Raw genomic sequence first — 25,384 nt, 5'->3', positions numbered from 1 at the left:
CTTCGGTCGGTGCGTCGGAACTGCGGTAGGTCGAGACGTGTCAGTTCAATACCGGAATGCCGTCAGGCAGCTCCCCGCCTGCGTACAGCTCCGCCGCCGTACGCTGCAACGCGGCGAGCGCGACCCGTTGCGTCCAGGGGCCGTACGACACCCGGGACACGCCGAGCTCGTGCAGCCGGGCGGGGGAGAGCGAGCCGGGCACCGCGATGACGCTGAGCTTGCGCTCGCCCAGGCCTCCGACCAGCCGCGACACCGTCTCCTCGTCGAGCCGTCCGGGCACGAAGACGCACGTCGCACCTTCGTCGAGGAATGCCCGGCCGCGCCGGATGGCCTCCTCGGTCTTCTCGGCGGCCGTGGGGAACCCGTCGCGGATGAAGACGTCGGTGCGGGCGTTGAGTGCGAACGGCACGCCTTCCGCGTCGGCCGCCGCGACGGCGGCGCGCACCGCGGCGACGGCCTCGTCGAAGGGGCGCACCTGGTCCTCCAGGTTCGCGCCGACCGCGCCGACTCCGATCGCCCGGCGGATGGTCTCGCCCGCGTCGCCGTAGCCGGCCTCCAGATCGGCGCTCACGGGGAGGTCGGTCGTGGCGACGATGCGGCCGACCATGTCGAGCATGAGCTCGCGCGGGATGCGTTCGCCGTCCTCGTAGCCGAGGGTCGCGGCGATGGAGTGGCTGGCCGTGGCCAGCGCCCTCGTCTCCGACAGGGCGGCGACGGCCTTCGCGCTGATCGCATCCCACACGTTGACGACCTGGAGCAGCTCGGGTGCGTCGTGCAGTCGGCGCAGCTCGGCGCCGCGTTCGGTGATCGAGGTCATGACGCCACCCTACGACCAGCGCCTCAGCGCCTCTAGGATGGCCCCATGGTGGGCGCCGGGGAGCCGGGAGGGCCGCCACGGGGTGAGCCCGCGGCGCCGGGACCCGAGCCGCCCAAGACCCTGTCGGCCACGGGTCGCCGGGTGTCCGTCAACGCAGTCGTCGACAACGTCTTCTTCGTCTTCGGCGGCGTCGCGGCGGTCTGGCTGGCGTGGCTCGTGCTCACCGAGAGCTTCGGGTGGGGCTGGTTCCTGGTCCTCTTCTTCCTGCTGTTCTGGATCGTGCTCGCGTACCTGGTGCTGCCGCGGCTGCACCGCATCCTCACCCAGATCTATGTGCCCGACTACTTCATCGGAAGGGCCCGCACGAGCGACGGCCTGCTCGGCGACCCGATCAACCTGGCACTGCTGGGGTCGGAGGCGCAGCTCGACGAGGCCATGACGGCCGCGGGCTGGACCCGCGCTGACGACGTCACCGCCGCCTCCAGCCGCCGCATCATCACGTCGACACTGCTGCGTCGCAGCTACGACGAGGCGCCGGTGAGTCCGCTGTTCCTGTTCGGCCACCAGCAGGACCTCGCGTATCAGCAGGAGGTACTCGGCAACCCGGCCAAGCGGCATCACGTGCGGTTCTGGCGCTGCCCGGAGGGGTGGCTCCTGCCCGGCGGACATCGCGTGGACTGGCTGGCCGCCGGCACGTTCGACCGGTCAGTCGGGTTCTCGCTCTTCACGTTGCAGATCACGCACAAGATCGACGCGAACACCGACATCGAACGCGACCACATCGTCTCGACGCTGCGGGAGGCGGCGGTCGGGGCGGAGGTGTCGGTCATCCGCGACTTCTCGTCCGGCTACCACGCGCGCAACGGGGGCGGCGACAGCATCGAGACCGACGGCGACCTCCCGGTGATCGACCTCACGGCGGTGACGGTGGAGCCGTGGGCGGTGGCGCGGGCGGCCGGCGCCGACCAGCGTCGGTTCGCGCGCGCCGAGCGGCGGCCCGTGCCGACGACCCTCGGCTTCCTGCTCATGGTGCTGCGCGTGCTCGCCGGTGTGCTGACCGTGGTGCTCACCGTGCTCGCGTGGCCGGAGTTCATCCGCTCGCAACTGGTCTCGACGACGGGCGAGGCGCTGACCGCGTCCGAGCAGCAGAGCGCCGACCTGGTGTTCGGGATAGCGATGGGCATGTTCGCGGCCGGGCTCGTGTTCTACTTCGCCCTCGCCCTGCTCGTCTTCAGCGGCAGCAACTGGGCGCGCATCGCCTCCATGTCGTACAGCGCGCTGCTCGTCGTGCTGGCGGCGGTCGATTTCTTCGACGGCGGGCAGCAGGTGACGCTGCACACCAACATCCTGGGGCTGCCCCTGGACATCCTCGTGGTGCTCGCCCTGTCGTCGCAGCGTGCGCGGGTGTGGGCACGGCGGCCCGGGGCGCGATCGCGCGAGGCGGTCGGAGGTGCGGCCGGGGAGCAGGCCGAGGCGCTCGCCGCGGCCGACGCACCCGCCGACGATACGACCGTCCGCTGAGGCCGCTCACATCAGCTTCTTGCCGTCGGTCCCTCCGGCTTTGAGCGCCGACTCCTCCGCGTCCAGGAACGCCAGCACCGAGCGCACCGCCAACTCCTGGTAGCGCCCCTCCGCCCGCGCGTCGAGCACCGCTTGACGTTCGGCGACGATCATGGACCTCCGGAGCCGTCGGTATTCGAGCGGCGCGTCCTCTGTGTCCTCCGGCGTCGGGTTCTCCAGGGCATCGGAGAGGAACACGGCGTTGATGCGCAGCCGCTCGATGACCCGGTCGTCCTCCTCTCCCGTGACCTGCGACTCCAGATGCTCCAGCCCCGCGGACTGCGCCTCCGCGAGCAGCCGCTGCATCTCGCCGGCCTCCTGCGCGAAGTCGGGTGCAGGCAGCCTGAGCCGGCGGATGACCCACGGCAGGGCGAGCCCTTCGAGGAGGGTCGCCACCACGACCACGAACGCGAGGAACTGCAGGAACTCCCGGTGCGGCGTCTCGGCGGGCAGGAGGAACACGGCGGCGAGCGTCACCACTCCGCGGATGCCGGCGAACGACACCGCGATGCCCGTCCGCCAGGTCCAGCCGCGCTCGCGGAGTCTCTGCGGCCCGAAGCGGTACAGGGCGGTCGTGGCGAGCATCCAGAGGAACCGTGCGAGGAACAGCGCCACGACCACGGCGATGCTGATCCACACTGTCTCGGCCACGGTGATCCCGGAGCGGAACGCCGAGTTGAGGATGCTCGAGAGCTCGAGCCCGATGAACAGGAAGACGGCGTTCTCGAGCAGGAACTCGATCGTCCGCCAGTTGATCGTCTCCGCGATCCGGGCCTCCGCGGTCTGGATGGTCGGCGAGCGATAGCCCAGGTAGAGACCGGCGACCACGACCGACAGGATGCCGGAGCCATGCAGGAACTGCGACGGGATGAACGCCAGGTAGGGCGTGATCAGGCCGAGCGAGGTGTCGAGCACGGGTGACCGCAGCTGCTTGCGGATCAGCGACAGCACCCACCCGACCAGCAGGCCCATCCCGACGCCGACCACGACCGCGATCACGAAGTCGCCCGCGATCGCCCAGGGGTTGACGACGCTGACGATCGCCGCGATCGTCGCATTCAGCGCCACGAGGGCGGTGGCGTCGTTGAGCAGGCTCTCGCCCTCCAGCACGGTCACGAGTCGCCGGGGGAGGTGCACGCGTCCCGCGATCGCCGTCACGGCGACCGTGTCGGTCGGGGCGACGACCGCGCCGAAGGCGAAGGCCGCGGCGACCGTGATCGCCGGAACCACGAGCCAGGTCGTGAACCCGACGACGACGACGGTGAACACCACCAGTCCGACGGAGAGCAGCAGGATGCCGTCGCGCCTCGCTCTGACGTCGACGATGGAGGTCTGGATGGCCGCCGCGAAGAGCAGCGGAGGCAGCAGACCGTAAAGCACCACCTCGGGCTCGAGGGCCACCTGCGGGACCCCGGGGATGAATGACGCGATCGCGCCGACGACCACCAGGACGACAGGCGCCGACCAGCCCACGCGGCGTGAGAGCCCCGTGACCGTGACCGTCACGACGACGAACGACACGATCCAGACGATGGTGGAGACCGGATCCATGGTGTTCATGATGGCCGCAACGCGAAAGGGGCAGCAATGGTTCCCGGCGATCCCGTTCGGATCAGCCGCGCCTGCTCACGCGTGGACGGCGCAGGCGACCGCGGTGCAGTCCTCGCAGACCACGAGCTGTTCACGGCACGAGACGTCGGTGCAGTTCCGCATCCGGTCCGTCGCCGCACCGCACCCGGCGCAGCGGCCGACGACCGCTGTGTGGTCCGAGAATCGCACCGAGCCGCGGCCGTCGAAGACGTACAGCGAGCCCTCCCACAGCCCGTCGTCGCCGAAGCGCTCGCCGTAGCGCGCCACGCCTCCGTCGAGCTGGTAGACCTCGCCGAACCCGCGGGAGCGCATCAGGCCCGAGAGCACCTCGCAGCGGATCCCTCCGGTGCAGTAGGTGACGACGGCCTTGTCCTTCAGGTGGTCGTAGCGGCCGCTGTCGAGCTCGGCCACGAACTCCCGTGTCGTCGCGACATCGGGCACGACCGCGTCGCGGAAGCGTCCGATCCCCGCCTCGAACCGGTTGCGCCCGTCGAAGAAGACGACGTCGTCTCGCTGGTCGAGGAGGGCGTGGAGGCCATCGGGGTCGAGGCGCTCGCCGCCGCCGATCACGCCGCCGTCGTCCACGTGCAGCTCGTCCGGCGCGCCGAACGAGACGATCTCGTCGCGGACCCGCACCGAGAGCCGCGGGAAGTCGAGGCTCGTGCCCTCCTCGTCGAGGCCGGAGCCCTCGCTCCACTTGACGTCGAGCCCGTGGAAGGCGGCGTAGTCCTTCGTCTTGCGCAGGTAGCGCTTGAGCGCGCCGAGCTCACCGCCGAGCGTGCCGTTGATGCCGTCCTTCGACAGCAGGATGCGTCCGCGCAGGCCGAGGGATTCGCACAGATCGCGCTGCCACAGCCGCACCGCGTCAGGATCGGGGAGCGGGGTGAAGACGTAGAACAGCAGGACCTTGGCGACGGGCACCGAGGGATGCTAGCAGCGCCGACTGCGAATACCGACAGATTCGTTCGCCTCCCGTTCAGCAGAATGGATGATGGTATGAGTATGCGAACCATCGTGATCCTTCCGACGTACAACGAACGCGAGAACATCGGGTCCGTCGTCGGGCGGATCCGTGCCTCCACGCCGGAGGTCGATGTGCTCGTGGTCGACGACGGATCGCCGGACGGCACGGGCGAGATCGCGGACGCGCTCGCCGCGACCGACGCCAGCGTGCGGGTCCTGCACCGGGCGGGCAAGGAGGGCCTGGGCGCCGCGTACCGCGCAGGGATGTCCTGGGCGCTCGATGCAGGCTACGAGGCGGTCGTCGAGATGGACGCCGACGGCTCGCACCGCCCCGAGGAGCTCCCGGCGCTGCTGGCCGCGCTGCGCGCCGTGCCGTCGGGCGACGGCGCCGACCTGGTGCTCGGCTCCCGCTGGGTGAGCGGTGGCGGCGTCGTCAACTGGCCGGCCCATCGCCGCCTGCTCTCCCGCGGCGGCAGCGCGTACTCGCGGTTCTGCCTCGGTATGCGGGCGCGCGACGTCACCGGAGGCTACCGGGCCTTCACGGCGGACGCACTGCGACGCATCCACTTCGACGACGTCGAGAGCCAGGGCTACTGCTTCCAGATCGACATGCTGCGGCGCGCATACGACGCCGGCCTCGCGGTGGTCGAGGTGCCGATCACCTTCGTCGAGCGCGAGCATGGCGCCTCCAAGATGACCGGCGGCATCGTGGTGGAGGCGATGCTGCGGGTGACCGGCTGGGGCATCGTGGGTCTGCCCAAGCGGTTCCGCAAGCAGCCGGAGGCATCGGCACTGACGGAGTCGACGCAGCGCGCGTAGCGTTGCGTCCATGTCGAAAGATCCGCTGGAGCGCTTCGGCGCCGTTCCGCAGTTCACCCTCACGAGCGACGACGTCGCCGATGACAGACCGCTGGCGCGGGCGCAGTGGGGAGCGGGCGGTGGCGGCGGTGACGTGTCGCCGCAGCTGTCGTGGAGCGGTTTCCCCGCCGAGACCAAGAGCTTCGCCGTCACCATCCACGATCCCGACGCCCCGACCGGCTCCGGGTTCTGGCACTGGGCCGTCTACAACATCCCGGCCTCGGTGACCTCGCTCGCAGCCGGCGCGGGCGCCGAGGGCGGGGCCTCCCTGCCGCAGGGCGCGGCCATGCTCTCCAACGAGCTTCGGGCCAAGAGCTTCACGGGTGCGGGTCCGCCTCCGGGAACGGGGACGCACCACTACTTCATCGTGGTCCACGCGCTGGATGTCGAGCACCTCGACCTCGACCCCGAGTCGACGCCGGCGGTGCTCGGCTTCAACGCCCACTTCCACTCGCTCGGCCGCGCCGTGCTGGTGCCGGTAGCGACCGCCGGCGACATCTAGCCGCTCGGCGGCGGCCGGCGTCTCTAGTGCTTGTTCCCTGTCAGGGCGAGCACACCGCCGAGTCCGATCATCAGCACGCCGCCGGTGGCGCCGAGCCGCTCGACGCGCTTCGGCGAGCGCCCGAACCACGTGCGGGCGGTGCCGGCGACAAGCGCCCAGATGCTGTCGAACGTCAGCGCGAGCAGCAGGAAGACGACGCCGAGCTCGAACAGCTGCAGCGGGATGGCGCCCGCGTGGTAGTCGACGAACTGGGGGAGCACCGCGACGAAGAAGACCAGTGACTTCGGGTTCGTCAGCCCGACGAGGAATCCCTCGCCGAGGATCCGCAGCCGGGAACGTCGAGGCGGCGTCGCCTCGTGCGTCACCGCTGTATGGCGGCGGTGCCGGATCGCCTGCACGCCGAGGTACATCAGGTAGGCCGCCCCGGCGAACTTGATGATCGTGAACGCCACCAGAGACTGTGCGACGATGGCGCCGATCCCGAGCGCCACCGCGATCACAAGCGGCAGCATCCCGAGGGCGTTGCCGAGCACGCTCAGGAGGCCCCCGAGCCGCCCGAGCGCCAGCGACCTCCCGATCACGAACAGCACGCTCGGCCCGGGGATGACGATGAGCGCGATCGACGCGAGCGCGAACGCGAGCAGAGACGGAGCCGGAACCATGTCCAGGAGCGTAGGCGACGGAGGGCGGCCGTGGGAAGCTCGACGACGTCGGCCTGCGACATCGCGCCGACCTCCACGACCTGATTGACTACGAGGAGACGACGCGTACGACACTTCGGTGCACGACCCGAGGTGCGCCGCCGACACCTGCCACCGCAGCGAAGGAGCAGCACACATGACCGACCCCGAGATCCACAAGGGCCTCGCCGGCGTCGTGGTCGACACCACGACCATCTCGTCCGTCAACCCGCAGACCAATTCGTTGCTCTATCGCGGTTACCCCGTGCAGGAGTTGGCCGCGCAGTGCTCGTTCGAGGAGGTCGCCTGGCTGCTTTGGCACGGCGAGCTGCCCACGGCCGACGAGCTCGAGGGCTTCGAGAAGCTCGAGCGCGGTCTGCGCACGCTCGACGATCGCACGCGGCGGGCGCTCGACGACATCCCGGCGTCCGCGCACCCGATGGATGCGCTGCGCACGGCGGTGAGCCAGCTCGGCGGCCTCGATCCGACTCTGGAGCAGGAGAACGGCATCCTCGACCCCGAGCTGAACCTCGGGCGGGCCGTGTACCTCTTCGCGCAGCTGCCGACGATCGTGGCGTACATCCAGCGCCGCCGACGCGGGCTCGACCTCGTGGAGCCTCGGGACGACCTCGACTACGCGCGAAACTTCCTCTGGCTGACGTTCGGCGAGGTCCCGGACGACGTGGTGGTGGACGCGTTCCGCGTCTCGCTCGTGCTCTATGCGGAGCACTCGTTCAACGCCTCCACGTTCACCGCACGCGTGATCGCCTCCACCCTCTCCGACGTGTACTCCGCCGTGACCGGGGCGATCGGCGCTCTCAAGGGGCCGCTGCACGGGGGCGCGAACGAGGCCGTGATGCACGCGTTCGACGAGATCGGCAGCGCCGACCGGGCGGAGGCCTGGCTCGACGATGCTCTGGCGCAGAAGCGCAAGATCATGGGCTTCGGTCACCGCGTCTACAAGAACGGCGACTCCCGGGTGCCGACCATGCGTGCGTCGCTCGAGACCCTGGCCGAGCACTACGACCGCCAAGACATGCTCGACCTCTACGACGCCCTCGAGAATGCGATGGGCGAGCGCAAGAACATCAAGCCGAACCTCGACTATCCCTCCGGCCCCGCGTACAACCTGATGGGCTTCGACACCGAGACCTTCACGCCGCTGTTCGCCGCCGCGCGCGTCACCGGCTGGACGGCCCACGTCTTCGAGCAGTACGCCGCCAACTCCCTCATCCGCCCGCTCTCGCAGTACACCGGCCCGGCCGAGCGCCACCTGCGCCGCTGACCCGCGGCGCCCGCCGCCCGTCGCTACGGAGGAGATGACGCAACGGAGGAGATCCGCCCCATCCCGGGCCGGATCTCCTCCGTTCACTGCGTTCCGGCGCCTCACAGCACCGGATCTCCTCCGCTAGCGCCAGAGCAGCAGCGCGTCTCCCTGCCCGCCGCCGCCGCAGAGCGCGACCGCCGCGCGCCCCGACCCGCGTCGGGCCAGCTCGTGAGCGGCGTGACCGGCGAGCCGTGCCCCGGAGGCCCCGATGGGATGGCCGAGCGCGATCGCGCCGCCGTGGATGTTGACCTTCTCCGGGTCGAGGTCCAGATCCGCCGTCGACTGCAGCGCGACGGCGGCGAAGGCCTCGTTGATCTCGATCAGGTCGAGGTCGTCGACCCCCCAGCCCGCGCGCGTGAGCGCCGCCTGGATCGCGTTCGACGGCTGCGAGTGCAGCGAGTTGTCCGGGCCGGCGACTTGTCCGCTGCTCCCGACCACCGCGAGCCACTCCAGACCCAGACGCTCGGCGTTCTCGCGCGAGGTGAGGATGAGCGCAGCTGCCCCATCGCTGAGCGGTGAGGAGTTGCCCGCCGTGAGTGTGCCCTCGGCGGCGAAGCTGGGCCGCAGTCTCGCGAGCACCTCCGCCGTGGAGTCCGGTCGCACGCCCTCGTCGGCGGTGACGACCACCGGGTCGCCTTTGCGCTGCGGGATGCTGACCGGCGCGATCTCGTCATCGAAGACTCCGGAGGCCGCCGCGGCGCCTGCCCGTTGGTGCGAGGAGGCCGCAAAGGCGTCCTGCGCCTCGCGCGTGAGCCCGAGCTTCTCGGTGTACTGCTCGGTGGAGGCGCCCATGGAGATCTTGTCGAAGGCGTCGGTCAGGCCGTCGTGGGCGGCGGAGTCGACGGCCTCGATCGAACCGTAGGTCCAGCCCTTCCGCGAGCCGGGCAGGACGTGCGGGGCGTTCGTCATCGACTCCTGACCGCCGGCCGCGACGACCGTCGCCTCGCCCGCGCGGATGAGGCGGGCCGCGTCGATCACGGCTGCGAGGCCGGAGAGGCAGACCTTGTTGATCGTGGTGGCCGGCACGTTCCAGCCGATCCCCGCGCCGATGGCGGTCTGCCGGGCGGGATTCTGGCCGGCGCCTGCTTGGAGCACCTGGCCGAAGATCACCGCGTCGACGTCCGCGGCATCGACACCGGACTGCTCCAGCGCGCGACGGAGGGCGACGGCGCCGAGCTGGACGGCGCTCTGACCGGCGAGCGCGCCCAGGATCTTGCCCTGCGGGGTGCGCGCGGCCGACAGGATGACGACGTCGTTCGGTCGGGGTTCGGGGAGGGGACTGGTCATTGCGGGGCGACTCCTTCGTTGCCGGGATACTCTCCGTCCATTGTCATCCACAGGATGAGGTTCAGAGCCAGTTGTCCACAGATTGGCCGGCTCCCGCCGTCGGGTCCGCGTTGCGTTCGTAGCGTGGATCCATGTCGATCACGGAAGAAGCCGCGCCGTCACTCGCCAACGTCCCCAGCCACGACCGGCCGCGAGAGCGGATGCGGCGCCTCGGCATCGGCTCGCTCACCGACGACGAGGTACTCGCGCTCATCCTCGGCTCTGGCCAGACGGGTCGGAGCGTCCTGTCGCTGGCCCGGTCGATCCTGGGGCGCTGCGGCGGCTTCCCGGGGCTCGCGACGATGGATTTCGCCCGGCTCGAGAACCTTCCCGGCGTCGGGCCGGCCACCGCGGGGCGGCTCGTCGCGATCATCGAGATCTGGAGGCGTGCCGGCCGGTCGTCGGCGTGGACGCGACTGGTCGATCACACGGCGGTCGCCGACGTGGTGCGGCCGGAGCTGCTGCACCGCGACAGCGAACGCTTCGTCGTCGTGGTCGCCGACCGCGCCGCCCGTCCGCTCGAGATCGTCATGCTGCGCGACGGCGGCGTCGACGAACGCGCTATCCAGCCGGCCGACATCCTGCAGGCTGTCCTCACCCGCGGCGGCCGGTCGTTCGCCGTCGCGCACAACCATCCGTCGGGATCGCTCGACCCCTCGGTGGCCGACACCGTGCTCACACGCCGGCTCGACCAGGCGGCGGCCACGATCGGGCTCCGCTTCCTGGGTCACATCCTGGTCGCCGGCGAGCGGTGGACCGCGCTGACGGCTACGGGGTCAGCCGCGTCGGGCCGCGGAAGAGATAGGTCGTCTCGCGCAGGTTCGACAGGTGGAGCATCAGCATGAGCACGCGCGCGAGCCCCATCCCGAAACCGCCATGCGGGGGAATACCGTACCGGAACGTTGCGAGCACATCCTCGAGCTCCTCCACCGAAAGGCCCTTGTCCACGGCCTGCTTCTCGAGGATGTCCACACGGTGCTCGCGCTGAGCGCCGGTCGAGATCTCGACACCGTTGAAGATCAGGTCGTAGCTCTTGGTGATCGACGGGTCGTCGGCGTGACGCATGTGGTAGTACGGGCGGATGCTCGAGGCGTAGTCGGTCAAAAAGACGAACTCGTGACCGTAGGTCTCCTTGACGTACTGGGAGATCCGGCGCTCGCCCTCCGGGTCCATGTCGTCGTCGGCGCGCGGCACTTCGTAGCCCTGCTCGGCCACGATGCGCTTGGCCTCGGCCAGCGGGATGCGCGGGAACGGCGTGGTCGGCACGGTGACCTCGACGCCGAAGAGCGTCTCGATCTCGGCCCCGTGCTTCTCCTTGACCGCGGTGAAGCCGGCGACGAGGAGGTCCTCGTGAACCTTCATGACATCCTCGTGGCTGTCGATCCAGCTCAGCTCGGTGTCGACGCTCGTGAACTCCGTCGCGTGGCGGCTGGTGAAGCTGGGGTCGGCGCGGAACGCCGGCCCGATCTCGAACACCCGACCGAAGCCTGCTGCCTGAGCCATCTGCTTGAAGATCTGCGGGCTCTGGGCGAGGTACGCGGTCGTCTCGAAGTACGGCAGCTCGAACAGCTCGGCGCGCGACTCGGAGGCCGACGCCATCAGCTTTGGCGTGTGGATCTCGATGAAGCCGTTGTCGACCCAGTACTGCCGCATCGCGTGCTCGAGTGTGGTCTGCACGCGGAAGATGAGGTTGTGCTTCGGCTCGCGGAGGTCGAGGAAGCGCCAGTCCATGCGCTTGTCGATGCCGCTGTCCGCCGCGATCGGGGTCTCCGGGATGGCGGCCGTCTCGACTTCGAGGGTGCTCAGCTTGATCTCGATGCCGCCGAGCTTCACGCGCTCGTCGTGCTTCAGCTCGCCGGTGGCGCGCACGAACGAGCCCTGCGACAGGGCGGAGATCGTTGTGGCGGGCTCGTCGGCGACGACGGTGCCGTCTTCGCCGACCGTGCGCGGATTCACCAGCTGCACAGCCCCCGACTCATCGCGCAGCACGACGAACTGCACCTTCTTCTGGTCGCGGACGGTCTCGACCCATCCGGCGACGCTGACGGGGCCGTCGGGAAGAGCGGCGAGGTCCTTGATCAAAACGCGTGCGGTCACGATCGACAAGCCTACCGCCCGCGTCTACCGCTGAAGAGGGCCGAGAGCAGCCCTCGCGCTCCGGCGCTCAGTGAATTCAAGGCAAAGCGCTCCGTAGACTGGAGCGGTGGTAGCAAGCCAAGTCCATCTCGTCCGTCACGGAGAGGTGTTCAATCCCGACGGCATCCTGTACGGCAGGTTGCCGGGCTTCGGCCTCTCCAAGCTCGGCCATCGCATGGCCCAGGCGGCGGCCGACGACCTGGCGGTGCGCGGCCGGCCGGTCTCATCGCTGCGCGTCTCTCCGTTGCAACGCACACGCGAGTCGGCAGCGCCGATCGCGACGGCATTCGATCTCGAGCCGATCGTCGACGAACGGATCATCGAGCCGACCAACCACTTCGAGGGCACCAACATGCGTCGCGCCCTCAAGAACCCGGTCAACTGGCCGTTCCTGGTGTACCCGCCCCGGCCGAGCTGGGGCGAGGCCTACTCGAGCATCGAGAAGCGCATGCTGGCAGCGATCCACGACGCGTTCGACTCCGTGGAATCCGGCGATGTCGTCTTGGTGAGCCACCAGCTCCCGATCTGGGTGGCGCACCTCTCGGTCGCGGGCGAGAGCTTCCCGCACGATCCGCGCAAGCGCCGCTGCGCCCTCTCGAGCATCACGACCTTCGAGCGCACAACCGAGCCCGCGCCGGCTCCTCAGCCGCGTCCGGGCGAGGAGCCCGTGCCGGCCGACCCGTCGGCGCCGCCCGTGCTCCGCCTCGTCGAGGTCGAATACGCCGAGCCCGCGGGAAGCCTGATCTCCACCGCTACCGATGTGGGGGCGGTGTGATCTCCGCTTCTCGCTTCTCCGCTCGCGCGCGACTCGCGCTGGCTGTCCCGGCCATCGCCGCGGCGACGGCCCTGTTCCTCTCCGGCTGCACCTCCAACGACGCGCTCGCCAACCAGTACCGGTCGGGCTCCGGCCAGAACTACATCGCGGGTGACGGCAGTGTGAGCGAGTTCGCGGCTGGCAATCGCGGCGCCCCTGTTGCGTTCTCCGGCACGCTGGCCGACGGCAGTGCGGTGTCGTCGAAGGACTATGCGGGCAAGGTCCTGGTGGTCAACTTCTGGTATGCGGGCTGCCCGCCGTGCCGGGTGGAGGCTCCCGACCTCCAGTCCCTGTCCGAGAAGTACGCCTCGCAGGGCGTGAGCTTCCTCGGCGTCAACCTCTACGACTCGGCGAGCACCGCCGCCAGCTTCGAGAACGACAAGGGAGTCACCTACCCGTCTGTCCTCGACCGCGACACGGGCTCCGTGCTGCTCGCGTTCAGCAAGACCGTCCCGCCCAAGGCGACGCCGACCACCCTCGTGATCGACAAGCAGGGCCGCGTGGCCGCCCGCATCCTCGGCGCGATCCCGGACAAGAGCATTCTCGACTCGCTCATCTCCGACGCCGTGGCCGGGAAGTAGCCGTGGACGTCGGCCAGATCGTCTTCAGCGGACAGCTCCTGCTCGCACTGCCCATCGCGGTCCTCGCGGGGCTGGTGTCGTTCGCGTCGCCGTGCGTCCTCCCGCTCGTGCCCGGCTATCTCGCCTACGTCGGCGGGATGAGCGACCCCGGCGCCAAGCGCGACCGCAGTCGGGTGCTCCTGGGGGTGGCCCTCTTCGTCCTCGGCTTCGCCGTCGTGTTCGTCGCCTACGGGGCCGCCTTCGGCGCCCTCGGTCTCTGGCTGGTGCGCTGGCAGGAGGTGGTCATCCGCGTGCTCGGGGTGCTCGTCATCCTCATGGGGCTCGTGTTCATCGGCCAGTTCTCGTTCCTCCAGCGCACGATCAAGCCGACGTGGAGGCCGGCCACGGGATTGATCGGCGCCCCCCTCCTCGGCATCGTCTTCGGCCTCGGCTGGACGCCCTGCATCGGCCCGACCCTCGCGGCGATCAGCGCGTTGAGCGTCGGCAGCGGCTCCCCGTGGCGCGGAGCCCTCCTCGGCCTCTTCTACTGCATCGGCCTCGGCATCCCGTTCCTGCTCGTCGCACTCGGTTTCGACTGGGTCGCCGGCTCCGTGGCTTTCCTCAAGCGGCACATCCGCGTCATCAACATCATCGGAGGCGCACTGCTCGTGGTCATCGGGATCCTGATGGCGACCGGTCTGTGGACCGCCATGATGTCCCAGTTCCTGGGGGTGATCTCCGGCTTTGTCCCGGCCATCTGATCACATCGACGCCGCGCCGCCCCGCGAGGACTCGGACGTCGCCCAGCCCAAGCTCGGCCCGCTCGGCTGGGTGCGCTGGGCGTGGCGCCAGCTCACGAGCATGCGCACGGCGCTGTTCCTGCTCCTGCTGCTGGCCATCGCGGCCGTGCCCGGCTCGCTGTTCCCGCAGCGCGGGGCCGACCCCAGCGGCGTCACGAAGTACTTCAGCGACAACCCGCAGCTCGCCCCGGTGCTCGACAAGTTCCAGCTGTTCGACGTCTACACGTCGTTCTGGTTCTCGGCCATCTACCTGCTGCTGTTCGCGTCCCTGATCGGCTGCATCATCCCGCGCACCGCGCACCACGCCAGAGCGCTGCGGGCGAAACCGCCCAAGACACCGGTGCGGCTCACGCGGATGTCCGGCTTCCAGTCGCGGATCCTGCCGGCCGATCTCCGCGACGACGCACCGAACCCGATCGAGTCGGCCCGGCAGATCCTCCGCCGCTCCCGCTACCGGGTCTCGCTCTACCAGGACGCCAGGTCGACCTCGGTGTCGGCGGAGCGCGGCTACCTGCGCGAGACCGGCAACCTCGTGTTCCACATCGCACTCCTCGGCGTCCTGGTCGCCGTCGGCATCGGCGGAGGCTTCGGCTACACCGGGCAGAAGGTGGTGGTCGTCGGGCAGAGCTTCGTGAACAGCCTTCCGTCTTACAACTCGTTCAATCCCGGCCGGTTCTTCTCCGACGGCTCGCTCGAGCCGTTCTCCATCCGGGTCGACAGCCTCGACGTGGCGTACGAGACGAAGAACCCGAACGCCGTGGGCACGCCGCTCGACTACACCGCCAAGGTGACGACCACCGGCCCGGGCGACTCCTCCGGATCGGCGACCATCAAGGTCAACGACCCGCTCGCCATCGGCGGCACGAACGTCTACCTCCTCGGCAACGGTTACGCGCCGACGATCACGGTCAAGGACCCGCAGGGCAAAGTCGTGTTCAGCGATTCGGTCCCGTTCATCGCTCAGGATGCCCGGTTGACGTCGCTCGGCTGGGTGAAGATTCCGGACGGGTTGCGCGAGCAGGTCGGGATGATCGGCTTCTTCTATCCGACCGTCGGCAAGAGCGACACCGCTGCAGGAGCCCTCACCTCGACGTTCCCCGGCCTGGACGACCCCGTCCTGAGCCTCAACGTTTACGCCGGCGACCTCGGCGTCGACAACGGCGTCCCGCAATCGGTCTACAGCCTGAACACCGACAAGATGACCCAGTTGGCGGGGCCCGGCACCAAGGCCAAGGCGCTCCAGCTCAAGCCGGGTGAGACGGTCGAGCTCCCGAACGGGCTCGGGACCATCTCGCTCGGCGATGTCAAACGCTACGCATCGCTCGACGTGCACCACGATCCCGCCCAGGTCTGGGTGCTGCTGTTCGCCGTGCTCATCCTCGGAGGCCTGCTGACCTCGCTGTTCGTGCCGCGCAGGCGCATCTGGGTGAAGGCCGTCGAGAACCCGGACGGATCCCTGACGCTGGAGTACGCTGGCCTCGCACGAGGCGAGGACCCCAACCTGCTTGCTGCCGTCTCCGCCGTCGCGGACGAGCACACCGCCCTCCTCACCCGACAACCGACGAATTAGAGTTACAACGTGACCGATACCCTGTCCCAGCTGTCCACGGTCTTCATCTACGTGGCGATGGGGTTCTACGCCGCAGCCTTCATCGCGTTCGCACTCGATCTCGCACGGCGTGGGGCGAGGGTGACCGCCGACGAGGTCGCAGTCGTCCCGAGCGCCGTAGCGCGCCGAGCCGAAGTCGCCGCGCCCGTCGGGGCGCCGACGACCACGCTCTCCGCCTCCGGAGGGCAGGCGCCCCCGCCGCCTGCGTCGACACCACCGTCGTCGGCGCTGGCAAGGCTCTCCTCGCGGATCAGCGCACGGGTCGAGGACGACGTGATGAACGGCGACGCGTCGTCGGCCTCCATCCGCTGGGCGTTCGGCCTCACCATCGCCGGCTTCGCATCACACGTCATCGCCACACTGCTGCGCGGCATCGCGGCCGACCGGGTCCCGTGGGCGAACATGTGGGAGTTCTCGATGACCGGCACGCTGGTCATCATCGGCGTCTTCCTCGTCGCCAACCTCAAGTGGGACATCAAGTACCTCGGCACGTTCATCGTCGGCCTGGTCCTGGTGCTCCAGGGGATCGCGCTGCTGCGGTACTACGTCCCGGTGGTTCCGCTGCAACCGGCGCTCCAGTCGTATTGGCTGGTGATCCACATCATCGTCGCCGTGCTGGGCACGGCGTTCTTCGCGCTCGGGTTCGCATTGTCCGGACTGCAACTGCTGCAGTACCGCCGTGAACGTCAGGTGGTGGAGTCGCGCCCGCAGCAGTTCAAGTTCCTGGCGACCCTCCCGAGCGCGGTCGCACTCGAGAACCTCGCGTACCGGATCAACATCGTGGGCTTCATCGCCTGGACGTTCACACTGATCGCGGGAGCCGTCTGGGCCGAGAAGGCCTGGGGCCGGTACTGGGGTTGGGACACGAAAGAGGTCTGGACCTTCATCATCTGGGTGATCTACGCGGGATACATCCACGCGCGAGCGACGCGCGGATGGCGCGGATCGCGTTCGGCGTGGCTCGCGATCATCGGCTTCGCCGCGGTGCTCTTCAACTTCGGCATCGTCAACGTGTTCTTCCACGGACTGCATGCCTATTCCGGTCTCGGATCCTGACCCGTTCCGCATCCGATCTCAGACGCGGCCGCCCCTCGGGGCGGCCGCGTTTCTGCGTCTGAGGAGCGTACTTCCGCGGAATCACGCGGAAGGAGCTCCGCGACACGCCCGGGATGTCGGCGGGATTTGCGACGTCCCGGAGGCCTGCGTAAAGTACTTACTTGTCACCCCAAAGGTGCGGGAGAGCGGAAGAGCTCCCCGGCCTCAAGCGGGACCAAATCCTTAGCCTAGCGGCAAATCTCAACTTGAAAGAGTTGCTTTGCTGCGCTTAGGATTAACACCCCACTCACTGAGCAGGTCTAACCGGTTCGGTTCGTGCAAATCGGATGTATCCCACGATGGATGAACGAAAGAGCGCGAAACGGCCAACTTGACAAACTGACTGAGAGTGGTAAGGTAGAGAAGTTGCCTCACAGAGAAACCCGAGAGGGTTGAAGGTGAGAGCGTCCGATCCTTGAGAACTCAACAGCGTGCACAATGTCAAATGCCAAAAACCTCGGCATTGATTCGAAGACCTCGGTCTGAAAGTCGATGCAAGAGATTCCTTTGGATTAGATAACGAATGTCAGACATTCGAATTTAGTCAAGACAAACTCGCAGTGAGAAGAGATATTCCTCTCCGATCCTGCACTATGTTTCCAGTCGCTTGCGACTTGGAGCTAAACATTTTACGGAGAGTTTGATCCTGGCTCAGGACGAACGCTGGCGGCGTGCTTAACACATGCAAGTCGAACGATGAACCTGGAGCTTGCTCTAGGGAATTAGTGGCGAACGGGTGAGTAACACGTGAGTAACCTGCCCTTGACTCTGGGATAACCTCCGGAAACGGAAGCTAATACCGGATATGACGCACGGAGGCATCTCCTGTGCGTGGAAAGAATTTCGGTCAAGGATGGACTCGCGGCCTATCAGGTAGTTGGTGAGGTAACGGCTCACCAAGCCTACGACGGGTAGCCGGCCTGAGAGGGTGACCGGCCACACTGGGACTGAGACACGGCCCAGACTCCTACGGGAGGCAGCAGTGGGGAATATTGCACAATGGGCGCAAGCCTGATGCAGCAACGCCGCGTGAGGGATGACGGCCTTCGGGTTGTAAACCTCTTTTAGTAGGGAAGAAGCGAAAGTGACGGTACCTGCAGAAAAAGCACCGGCTAACTACGTGCCAGCAGCCGCGGTAATACGTAGGGTGCGAGCGTTGTCCGGAATTATTGGGCGTAAAGAGCTCGTAGGCGGTCTGTCGCGTCTGCTGTGAAAACCCGAGGCTCAACCTCGGGCCTGCAGTGGGTACGGGCAGACTAGAGTGCGGTAGGGGAGAATGGAATTCCTGGTGTAGCGGTGGAATGCGCAGATATCAGGAGGAACACCGATGGCGAAGGCAGTTCTCTGGGCCGTAACTGACGCTGAGGAGCGAAAGCGTGGGGAGCGAACAGGATTAGATACCCTGGTAGTCCACGCCGTAAACGTTGGGCGCTAGATGTGGGGACCATTCCACGGTTTCCGTGTCGCAGCTAACGCATTAAGCGCCCCGCCTGGGGAGTACGGCCGCAAGGCTAAAACTCAAAGGAATTGACGGGGGCCCGCACAAGCGGCGGAGCATGCGGATTAATTCGATGCAACGCGAAGAACCTTACCAAGGCTTGACATACACGAGAACGGGCCAGAAATGGTCAACTCTTTGGACACTCGTGAACAGGTGGTGCATGGTTGTCGTCAGCTCGTGTCGTGAGATGTTGGGTTAAGTCCCGCAACGAGCGCAACCCTCGTTCTATGTTGCCAGCGCGTAATGGCGGGAACTCATAGGAGACTGCCGGGGTCAACTCGGAGGAAGGTGGGGATGACGTCAAATCATCATGCCCCTTATGTCTTGGGCTTCACGCATGCTACAATGGCCGGTACAAAGGGCTGCAATACCGTAAGGTGGAGCGAATCCCAAAAAGCCGGTCTCAGTTCGGATTGAGGTCTGCAACTCGACCTCATGAAGTCGGAGTCGCTAGTAATCGCAGATCAGCAACGCTGCGGTGAATACGTTCCCGGGCCTTGTACACACCGCCCGTCAAGTCATGAAAGTCGGTAACACCCGAAGCCGGTGGCCCAACCCTTGTGGAGGGAGCCGTCGAAGGTGGGATCGGTGATTAGGACTAAGTCGTAACAAGGTAGCCGTACCGGAAGGTGCGGCTGGATCACCTCCTTTCTAAGGAGCATCTGGCACCCTCGGGTGTCCAGGCGCCGGATCTGAGCGAATGTCTCAGCCGGTTAGCTCATGGGTGGAACATTGACATTGGTGCGGAGCCGATCGGCTCGAACTCAGTACGCCTCCTCGGAGGAAGGAACAGTTCGGATCGGGAAGCCCCGCACATGCACGCTGTTGGGTCCTGAGGGACCGGACCTCATCCACTCGGATGAGAACCGAATCCTCTGGACCTTTTCTAGTCGGCCATGACTCGGCCGGCGGAGAAGGTACCGCCCGTACTTTGAGAACTACACAGTGGACGCGAGCATCTTAGATTCGAGCCTTCGGGTTCGGATCACAAAAGATGATCTGATTTATTAGATCATTGGTCAATCTGCTCATCTTCGGATGAGCCGATCGATTCAAACTCATGTGATTTCAAATTTCTAAGAGCAAACGGTGGATGCCTTGGCATCTGGAGCCGAAGAAGGACGTAGTAATCTGCGATAAGCCTCGGGGAGCTGATAAACGAGCTTTGATCCGAGGATCTCCGAATGGGGAAACCCCGCTGGGCCCGTAAGGTGACCCAGTGACTCCCGCCTGAATATATAGGGCGGGTAGAGGGAACGTGGGGAAGTGAAACATCTCAGTACCCACAGGAAGAGAAAGCAAAAGCGATTCCGTTAGTAGTGGCGAGCGAAACCGGAAGAGGCTAAACCGATCATGTGTGATAGCCGGCAGGCGTTGCATGGTCGGGGTTGCGGGACTTTTCAGCAGCTTCTGCCGAACTGCAAGCGTTACAGAGGATCATAGGCGAATGGCATTGAAAGGCCAGTCACAGAGGGTGCCAACCCCGTAGCCGAAATGGTCCAATGGCGCGAAGAGTATCCCAAGTAGCACGGGGCCCGAGAAATCCCGTGTGAATCTGTCAGGACCACCTGATAAGCCTAAATACTCCCAGATGACCGATAGCGGACAAGTACCGTGAGGGAAAGGTGAAAAGTACCCCGGGAGGGGAGTGAAATAGTACCTGAAACCGTTTGCTTACAAACCGTTGGAGCCTCCTTGTAGGGGTGACAGCGTGCCTTTTGAAGAATGAGCCTGCGAGTTAGCGATATGTGGCGAGGTTAACCCGTGAGGGGTAGCCGTAGCGAAAGCGAGTCTGAATAGGGCGATTCAGTCGCATGTCCTAGACCCGAAGCGAAGTGATCTATCCATGGCCAGGTTGAAGCGACGGTAAGACGTCGTGGAGGACCGAACCCACTTAGGTTGAAAACTGAGGGGATGAGCTGTGGATAGGGGTGAAAGGCCAATCAAACTTCGTGATAGCTGGTTCTCTCCGAAATGCATTTAGGTGCAGCGTTGCGTGTTTCTTGCCGGAGGTAGAGCTACTGGATGGCCGATGGGCCCCAAAAGGTTACTGACGTCAGCCAAACTCCGAATGCCGGTAAGTGAGAGCGCAGCAGTGAGACGGTGGGGGATAAGCTTCATCGTCGAGAGGGAAACAACCCAGACCACCAACTAAGGTCCCTAAGCGCGTGCTAAGTGGGAAAGGATGTGGAGTTGCACAGACAACCAGGAGGTTGGCTTAGAAGCAGCCACCCTTGAAAGAGTGCGTAATAGCTCACTGGTCAAGTGATTCCGCGCCGACAATGTAACGGGGCTCAAGCACGCCACCGAAGTTGTGGCATTGACATTATTGGTAGGCCTTCGTGGTCCAGCCGTGTTGATGGGTAGGAGAGCGTCGTGTGGCGAGTGAAGCGGCGGTGTAAACCAGCCGTGGACGCCACACGAGTGAGAATGCAGGCATGAGTAGCGAAAGACGGGTGAGAAACCCGTCCTCCGAAAGACCAAGGGTTCCAGGGCCAGGCTAATCCGCCCTGGGTAAGTCGGGACCTAAGGCGAGGCCGACAGGCGTAGTCGATGGACAACGGGTTGATATTCCCGTACCGGCGAAGAACCGCCCAAGCTAATCCAGTGGTGCTAAGAGTCCTAATCCTGGACACGGATCCCTTCGGGGTGAAGGTCCGGGCCTAACGCTCGACCCCATGCTGGTGCGGCTAGCGTATTAACAGGTGTGACGCAGGAAGGTAGCCCAGCCGGGCGATGGTTGTCCCGGTGTAAGTGTGTAAGCCGAGAGATAGGCAAATCCGTCTCTCATATAGGCCCAGGCACGATGCGTAGTCTTAATTGACGAAATGGGTGATCCTATGCTGCCAAGAAAAGCATCGACGCGAGGTTCCAGCCGCCCGTACCCCAAACCGACTCAGGTGGTCAGGTAGAGAATACCAAGGAGATCGAGAGAATCGTGGTTAAGGAACTCGGCAAAATGCCCCCGTAACTTCGGGAGAAGGGGGGCCTGAGGCGTGAACGGACTTGCTCCGGGAGCGTTTGAAGGCCGCAGAGACCAGTGGGAAGCGACTGTTTACTAAAAACACAGGTCCGTGCCAAGTCGCAAGACGATGTATACGGACTGACGCCTGCCCGGTGCTGGAAGGTTAAGAGGAAGGGTTAGCTTCGGCGAAGCTCAGAATTTAAGCCCCAGTAAACGGCGGTGGTAACTATAACCATCCTAAGGTAGCGAAATTCCTTGTCGGGTAAGTTCCGACCTGCACGAATGGCGTAACGACTTCCCAGCTGTCTCAACCGCGAACTCGGCGAAATTGCACTACGAGTAAAGATGCTCGTTACGCGCAGCAGGACGGAAAGACCCCGTGACCTTTACTACAGCTTGGTATTGGTGTTCGGTGTGGCTTGTGTAGGATAGGTGGGAGACTTTGAAGCGGGCACGCCAGTGTTCGTGGAGTCAATGTTGAAATACCACTCTGGTCACTCTGGATATCTAACTTAGAACCGTAATCCGGTTCAGGGACAGTGCCTGGTGGGTAGTTTAACTGGGGCGGTTGCCTCCCAAAAAGTAACGGAGGCGCCCAAAGGTTCCCTCAACCTGGTTGGCAATCAGGTGTCGAGTGTAAGTGCACAAGGGAGCTTGACTGTGAGACTGACAAGTCGAGCAGGGACGAAAGTCGGGACTAGTGATCCGGCAGTGGCTTGTGGAAGCGCTGTCGCTCAACGGATAAAAGGTACCTCGGGGATAACAGGCTGATCTTGCCCAAGAGTCCATATCGACGGCATGGTTTGGCACCTCGATGTCGGCTCGTCGCATCCTGGGGCTGGAGTAGGTCCCAAGGGTTGGGCTGTTCGCCCATTAAAGCGGTACGCGAGCTGGGTTTAGAACGTCGTGAGACAGTTCGGTCCCTATCCGCTGCGCGCGTAGGAAATTTGAAAGGATCTGACCCTAGTACGAGAGGACCGGGTTGGACGAACCTCTGGTGTGTCAGTTGTTCCGCCAGGAGCACCGCTGATTAGCTACGTTCGGGATGGATAACCGCTGAAAGCATCTAAGCGGGAAGCCGGCCTTGAGATGAGATTTCCATGCCTTCGGGCGAGAGGCTCCCAGCTAGACTACTGGGTTGATAGGCCGGATGTGGAAGTGGGGACTAAAGACCCATGGAGCTGACCGGTACTAATAAGCCGATAATTTGATAATCACTACTCTCATACCGTTGTAAGGCGGGTATGAGAGGCCCAAGATTGTTCGCGTCCACTATGTGGTTCTCGATGTACGGTCGAGAACTGATTCAAGCGAAGCTTGATCGTTCACTTTGATACATCAATAGTGTTTCGGCGGCCATAGCGAGAGGGAAACGCCCGGTTACATTCCGAACCCGGAAGCTAAGACTCTCTGCGCCGATGGTACTGCAGGGGGGACCCTGTGGGAGAGTAGGACACCGCCGGACTTCTTTGTGAGATGGCCACCCAGTGATGGGTGGCCATTTCGCGTTAACGGTCCAATTTCGTGTGAACAGTTCTTTGCGCGATCCACGCACCTAGGCTGGGCAGAAGCCCGCCACCCCGACAGGAGAAGTCGTGAGCGATACACCGGCAGACGACGACAGGACGTCCGCGTCCCGCGGGGACGACCGCGGCCGCGGTACCGGTCGCGGACGACGCGACGACTCATCCAAGGGAGGGCGCTCCCAGGGCGGAGGCCGATCATACGACCGCGGCGGATCCACGAACCGTGGGGGCTCGGCGAATCGTGGAGGCTCGAGCAAGGGCGGTGCCGGCTACGACGGCGGACCCCGTCGGGATTCGTCCGCGCAGGGACGCGGACGCCCGCAGTCCGGCGACGGGTCCCAGCGCCGAAGCACCGACGGCGGCCAGTCACGCTCGGGCGGACCAGCTCGGTCGGGCAATCGGGACCAGCAACGCGATGGCAGTTGGAGCAGAGACGGTCAGCGCGGTGGAGCCGGCGGCGGTAGCCGAGGCGGCCAGTACAGCCGTGACGGCCAGAGTGGCGGCCAGTACCGCCGCGACGGTCAGGGCGCCGACCAGACTCGACGCGATGGTCAGGGCGGCCGGTATGGTCGCGGCGGTCAGGACGTTCGCGGCGGTCACGACGGACGCGGCGGTCACGACGGACGCGGCGGACAGCGCAGCGATCGGCCGCAGCGAGACGGTGCCCCGCGCGGAGATCGGACGCAACGCGGTGGTGCTCCGCGCCAGGGTGCGCCGCGGCAGGGCGGTTCGTGGGACTCGAGCCGCAAGCCGAGCACTGACGGTCGACGCGGTGGTCGGCCGAGCGGGCCCGATGGCCGCGCGGGTGGGGATCGTTCCGACGACAAGCTCTGGACGAAAGGCGGCCGGCCCGCGCGTGGTGACCGGGATGCGCGTGACCGTGAATACGAGCTGACCGAAGAAGAGAAGCGCGCTCGTGAGCTGCGGTCCGTTCGGCCTCGCCACGATGACCCCGACCTTCCCGAGGACGTCGAAGCGCGTCAGCTCGCGAAGGAGGCGCGCGTCGAGCTCAAAACGCTGAGCAAGGACAACGCCGACTGGGTCGCGCAGCACTTGGTTATGGCCTCCCGGGTCATCGACACCGATCCCGAGCTGGCGCATCGCCACGCCCTGTCGGCCTCCCGTCGCGCCGGCCGCATCGGGGTGGTTCGCGAGACACTGGCGATCACCGCATACGCCACCGGCGACTTCGCGCTGGCCCTGCGAGAACTGCGCACTTACCGGCGGATCACCGGGTCCAACGACCAGATCGCCCTGATGGTGGACAGCGAGCGCGGTGTCGGCAGGCCCGACCGCGCGCTCGAGCTCGGACGATCCGTCGATCGCGCGACCCTCCCGCCGGACGTGCAGGTCTCCTTGGCCATCGCGATGTCCGGCGCGCGCCTCGACCTCGGCCAGGACGAAGCCGCGCTGGCGGAGCTGGAGATCCCGCAGCTCGACCCGAACCGTGCATTCAGCTGGAGCCCGGACCTCTTCCACGCCTACGCGGAGGTGCTCGAAGCCCTCGGCCGTGACGAGGACGCCACCACCTGGCGAGAGCGTGCCGAGCGCGCCGAAGCGGCGCTGGACGAAGCGCACGCGGACGCCGAACTCGAGACCATCGACGTCATCGAGGAGGACTTGGACCTGGAAGCCGAGGAAGAGTCTGGAGTGGACTTCGACGAGGACTCCCGGGACGAGCAGGAGGGCGAAGCCGAGGTCGAGCAGGAGGGCGAGCCCGGCGATGGCGTTGTTTCGACGGACGAGTGAGGCGTCGACGCCGCTGAGCGGCGTCGACCTCGTGCTGGCCGACCTCGACGGCGTGGTCTACACCGGACCGAACGCGATCCCGTACGCGGTCGACAGCCTCAACAGCGTGGCCGAAACCGTCCGTGTCGGTTACATCACCAACAATGCCTCGCGGACGGACGCCTCCGTGGCCGCCCACCTGAGCGACCTCGGCCTCCATGTCGAGCCGCGCGATGTCGTGACGTCTCCGCAGGCGGCGGTCCGGCTTCTCAGCGAACACGTTCCCGCAGGCTCGACGATTCTCGTCGTCGGCGGAGACGGCCTCGTCGACGAGGTGCAGAAGGGCGGGTTCTCGGTCACACGCTCAGCGGAGGACGACCCGGCGGCCGTGATCCAGGGCTTCGCACCGGAGGTCGGCTGGGCGCAGCTCGCCGAAGCCGCGTTCGCCCTCCAGGGGCGCAGCGACAGTGAGCGTCCGTGGATCGCGACGAACACCGATTGGACGATCCCGGTCGCGCGCGGCATCGCGCCCGGCAACGGCACGCTCGTCTCCGCGGTGCACACGGCGGCCGGTCGGCTGCCGCTGGTCGCGGGAAAGCCCGAGGTGGCGATCTTCCATGAAGCGATCGCGCGTTTCCAGGCGGCAGCACCGCTGTTCATCGGTGATCGCCTCGATACGGACATCCTCGGCGCGAACCGCGCGGGCATCGCCTCGGTGCTCGTCCTGACCGGGATCGACCGGGCGAAGCAGCTCCTCGCCGCCGACGCGGACTCCCGGCCGACGTTCATCCTGCGCGATCTGCGTGGGCTCGACGAGCCGTATCCCGAGACGAAGCGAGCGCGCAACGGCGCGGTGACCGTCGGGAAGGCGACCGTCGGCATCGAGGGCAACGACGTCCGCATCGTCAGCGAGGGGGACGACGACCTCGACCTGCTCAGGGCCGCATGCGCTGCGATCTGGGAGTCCGGCCGGGCGATCTACGGCCTGGAGGTTCCGGAACGGCTTTACGCCTGACCGTCGGCGGTT

Annotated in this window: 19 protein-coding genes and 3 rRNA genes; 15 read left to right on the top strand and 7 right to left on the bottom strand. The window is 66.2% G+C overall.

The window, feature by feature from the left end:
• Positions 1-40 precede the first annotated feature (40 nt).
• Entirely contained in the window at positions 41-817 is a 777-nt protein-coding gene (locus AC0HS0_RS06505) for an isocitrate lyase/PEP mutase family protein (protein WP_472962584.1), read from the bottom strand.
• Positions 818-862: 45 nt separating this feature from the next.
• On the opposite strand from AC0HS0_RS06505, the gene AC0HS0_RS06500 reads away from it, so the two are divergent.
• The gene (locus AC0HS0_RS06500; protein ID WP_472962583.1) at positions 863-2,338 is read left to right on the top strand and encodes an LssY C-terminal domain-containing protein; all 1,476 of its coding nucleotides are present in this window, start codon (positions 863-865) and stop codon (positions 2,336-2,338) included.
• 6 nt (positions 2,339-2,344) lie between these two features.
• On the opposite strand, the gene AC0HS0_RS06495 is transcribed toward AC0HS0_RS06500, so the two are convergent.
• Both AC0HS0_RS06495 and trhO read right to left on the bottom strand, forming a co-directional pair.
• Positions 2,345-3,928 (bottom strand): Na+/H+ antiporter, encoded by a 1,584-nt coding sequence (locus AC0HS0_RS06495; RefSeq protein WP_472962581.1) that lies wholly within the window; start codon positions 3,926-3,928, stop codon positions 2,345-2,347.
• Positions 3,929-4,003: 75 nt separating this feature from the next.
• Positions 4,004-4,888 carry an oxygen-dependent tRNA uridine(34) hydroxylase TrhO gene (gene trhO, locus AC0HS0_RS06490; RefSeq protein ID WP_472962579.1) on the bottom strand — a complete coding sequence of 295 codons (885 nt, stop codon included), beginning with the start codon at positions 4,886-4,888 and terminating at the stop codon, positions 4,004-4,006.
• Between the two features lie 81 nt (positions 4,889-4,969).
• On the opposite strand from trhO, the gene AC0HS0_RS06485 reads away from it, so the two are divergent.
• Positions 4,970-5,749: a polyprenol monophosphomannose synthase gene (locus AC0HS0_RS06485; RefSeq protein ID WP_472963529.1), complete on the top strand. Its 780-nt coding sequence runs from the start codon at positions 4,970-4,972 to the stop codon at positions 5,747-5,749.
• A 10-nt stretch (positions 5,750-5,759) separates the two neighbouring features.
• A complete protein-coding gene (locus AC0HS0_RS06480) occupies positions 5,760-6,290 on the top strand; it encodes a YbhB/YbcL family Raf kinase inhibitor-like protein (protein WP_472962577.1) in 531 nt (176 codons plus the stop codon).
• Between the two features lie 23 nt (positions 6,291-6,313).
• Here AC0HS0_RS06480 and AC0HS0_RS06475 read toward each other — a convergent pair whose 3' ends face one another.
• Positions 6,314-6,952 carry a LysE family translocator gene (locus AC0HS0_RS06475; protein ID WP_472962575.1) on the bottom strand — a complete coding sequence of 213 codons (639 nt, stop codon included), beginning with the start codon at positions 6,950-6,952 and terminating at the stop codon, positions 6,314-6,316.
• Between the two features lie 175 nt (positions 6,953-7,127).
• On the opposite strand from AC0HS0_RS06475, the gene AC0HS0_RS06470 reads away from it, so the two are divergent.
• The gene (locus tag AC0HS0_RS06470; protein WP_472962574.1) at positions 7,128-8,255 is read left to right on the top strand and encodes a bifunctional 2-methylcitrate synthase/citrate synthase; all 1,128 of its coding nucleotides are present in this window, start codon (positions 7,128-7,130) and stop codon (positions 8,253-8,255) included.
• 123 nt (positions 8,256-8,378) lie between these two features.
• Here the strand turns inward: AC0HS0_RS06470 and AC0HS0_RS06465 are convergent, their stop codons facing one another.
• The gene (locus AC0HS0_RS06465) at positions 8,379-9,584 is read right to left on the bottom strand and encodes an acetyl-CoA C-acetyltransferase (protein WP_472962573.1); all 1,206 of its coding nucleotides are present in this window, start codon (positions 9,582-9,584) and stop codon (positions 8,379-8,381) included.
• 131 nt (positions 9,585-9,715) lie between these two features.
• On the opposite strand from AC0HS0_RS06465, the gene AC0HS0_RS06460 reads away from it, so the two are divergent.
• Complete coding sequence (locus AC0HS0_RS06460; protein ID WP_472962571.1) at positions 9,716-10,468, top strand: JAB domain-containing protein; 753 nt, start codon at positions 9,716-9,718, stop codon at positions 10,466-10,468.
• Here AC0HS0_RS06460 and aspS read toward each other — a convergent pair.
• A complete protein-coding gene (gene aspS, locus AC0HS0_RS06455; protein ID WP_472962570.1) occupies positions 10,392-11,720 on the bottom strand; it encodes an aspartate--tRNA(Asn) ligase in 1,329 nt (442 codons plus the stop codon). The two genes, AC0HS0_RS06460 and aspS, sit on opposite strands and share 77 nt — an antisense overlap.
• Before the next feature lie 106 nt (positions 11,721-11,826).
• Here aspS and AC0HS0_RS06450 point away from each other — a divergent pair, with 106 nt between their 5' ends.
• From AC0HS0_RS06450 to rrf, 8 genes are all read left to right on the top strand, one after another.
• Positions 11,827-12,534 carry a histidine phosphatase family protein gene (locus tag AC0HS0_RS06450; protein ID WP_472962568.1) on the top strand — a complete coding sequence of 236 codons (708 nt, stop codon included), beginning with the start codon at positions 11,827-11,829 and terminating at the stop codon, positions 12,532-12,534.
• A complete protein-coding gene (locus tag AC0HS0_RS06445; protein ID WP_472962567.1) occupies positions 12,531-13,154 on the top strand; it encodes a TlpA family protein disulfide reductase in 624 nt (207 codons plus the stop codon). Before AC0HS0_RS06450 ends, AC0HS0_RS06445 begins: the two co-directional genes overlap by 4 nt.
• Before the next feature lie 2 nt (positions 13,155-13,156).
• Positions 13,157-13,894 carry a cytochrome c biogenesis CcdA family protein gene (locus AC0HS0_RS06440; RefSeq protein WP_055921658.1) on the top strand — a complete coding sequence of 246 codons (738 nt, stop codon included), beginning with the start codon at positions 13,157-13,159 and terminating at the stop codon, positions 13,892-13,894.
• Positions 13,878-15,503 (top strand): cytochrome c biogenesis protein ResB, encoded by a 1,626-nt coding sequence (resB, locus tag AC0HS0_RS06435; RefSeq protein WP_472962565.1) that lies wholly within the window; start codon positions 13,878-13,880, stop codon positions 15,501-15,503. The genes AC0HS0_RS06440 and resB overlap by 17 nt, the downstream gene beginning before the upstream one ends.
• 9 nt (positions 15,504-15,512) lie before the next feature.
• Positions 15,513-16,598: a c-type cytochrome biogenesis protein CcsB gene (gene ccsB / locus AC0HS0_RS06430; RefSeq protein ID WP_472962563.1), complete on the top strand. Its 1,086-nt coding sequence runs from the start codon at positions 15,513-15,515 to the stop codon at positions 16,596-16,598.
• A 667-nt stretch (positions 16,599-17,265) separates the two neighbouring features.
• Positions 17,266-18,789 (top strand): 16S ribosomal RNA (locus AC0HS0_RS06425).
• A 415-nt stretch (positions 18,790-19,204) separates the two neighbouring features.
• Positions 19,205-22,318: ribosomal RNA gene (locus tag AC0HS0_RS06420) — 23S ribosomal RNA — on the top strand.
• A gap of 133 nt (positions 22,319-22,451) precedes the next feature.
• Positions 22,452-22,568: ribosomal RNA gene (gene rrf, locus AC0HS0_RS06415) — 5S ribosomal RNA — on the top strand.
• Together the 16S, 23S and 5S rRNA genes form the textbook arrangement of a ribosomal RNA operon.
• Before the next feature lie 427 nt (positions 22,569-22,995).
• On the opposite strand, the gene AC0HS0_RS06410 is transcribed toward rrf, so the two are convergent.
• On the bottom strand, positions 22,996-23,730 hold the full coding sequence (locus AC0HS0_RS06410) for a hypothetical protein (protein WP_472962561.1): 735 nt from the start codon (positions 23,728-23,730) through the stop codon (positions 22,996-22,998).
• On the opposite strand from AC0HS0_RS06410, the gene AC0HS0_RS06405 reads away from it, so the two are divergent.
• Complete coding sequence (locus tag AC0HS0_RS06405) at positions 23,689-24,378, top strand: hypothetical protein (RefSeq protein WP_472962559.1); 690 nt, start codon at positions 23,689-23,691, stop codon at positions 24,376-24,378. The genes AC0HS0_RS06410 and AC0HS0_RS06405 overlap by 42 nt on opposite strands.
• Positions 24,353-25,372: an HAD-IIA family hydrolase gene (locus AC0HS0_RS06400; protein ID WP_472962557.1), complete on the top strand. Its 1,020-nt coding sequence runs from the start codon at positions 24,353-24,355 to the stop codon at positions 25,370-25,372. The genes AC0HS0_RS06405 and AC0HS0_RS06400 overlap by 26 nt, the downstream gene beginning before the upstream one ends.
• Positions 25,373-25,384: the final 12 nt, after the last annotated feature.

The sequence above is a fragment of the Leifsonia sp. PARNA 1/14 genome (genome assembly GCF_055720965.1).
This window is presented reverse-complemented; position numbering and strand designations above follow the sequence as displayed.

Bases quoted from the DNA above. Each gene is read 5' to 3' on its own strand.
- AC0HS0_RS06475 (WP_472962575.1), bottom strand. From the start codon at position 6,952: ATGGTTCCGGCTCCGTCTCTGCTCGCGTTCGCGCTCGCGTCGATCGCG.
- AC0HS0_RS06500 (WP_472962583.1), top strand. From the start codon at position 863: ATGGTGGGCGCCGGGGAGCCGGGAGGGCCGCCACGGGGTGAGCCCGCG.
- AC0HS0_RS06400 (WP_472962557.1), top strand. From the start codon at position 24,353: ATGGCGTTGTTTCGACGGACGAGTGAGGCGTCGACGCCGCTGAGCGGC.
- AC0HS0_RS06505 (WP_472962584.1), bottom strand. From the start codon at position 817: ATGACCTCGATCACCGAACGCGGCGCCGAGCTGCGCCGACTGCACGAC.
- AC0HS0_RS06480 (WP_472962577.1), top strand. From the start codon at position 5,760: ATGTCGAAAGATCCGCTGGAGCGCTTCGGCGCCGTTCCGCAGTTCACC.
- AC0HS0_RS06460 (WP_472962571.1), top strand. From the start codon at position 9,716: ATGTCGATCACGGAAGAAGCCGCGCCGTCACTCGCCAACGTCCCCAGC.
- AC0HS0_RS06405 (WP_472962559.1), top strand. From the start codon at position 23,689: ATGGCCTCCCGGGTCATCGACACCGATCCCGAGCTGGCGCATCGCCAC.
- AC0HS0_RS06485 (WP_472963529.1), top strand. From the start codon at position 4,970: ATGCGAACCATCGTGATCCTTCCGACGTACAACGAACGCGAGAACATC.
- AC0HS0_RS06465 (WP_472962573.1), bottom strand. From the start codon at position 9,584: ATGACCAGTCCCCTCCCCGAACCCCGACCGAACGACGTCGTCATCCTG.
- AC0HS0_RS06470 (WP_472962574.1), top strand. From the start codon at position 7,128: ATGACCGACCCCGAGATCCACAAGGGCCTCGCCGGCGTCGTGGTCGAC.
- AC0HS0_RS06410 (WP_472962561.1), bottom strand. From the start codon at position 23,730: ATGCGCCAGCTCGGGATCGGTGTCGATGACCCGGGAGGCCATAACCAA.
- AC0HS0_RS06495 (WP_472962581.1), bottom strand. From the start codon at position 3,928: ATGGATCCGGTCTCCACCATCGTCTGGATCGTGTCGTTCGTCGTCGTG.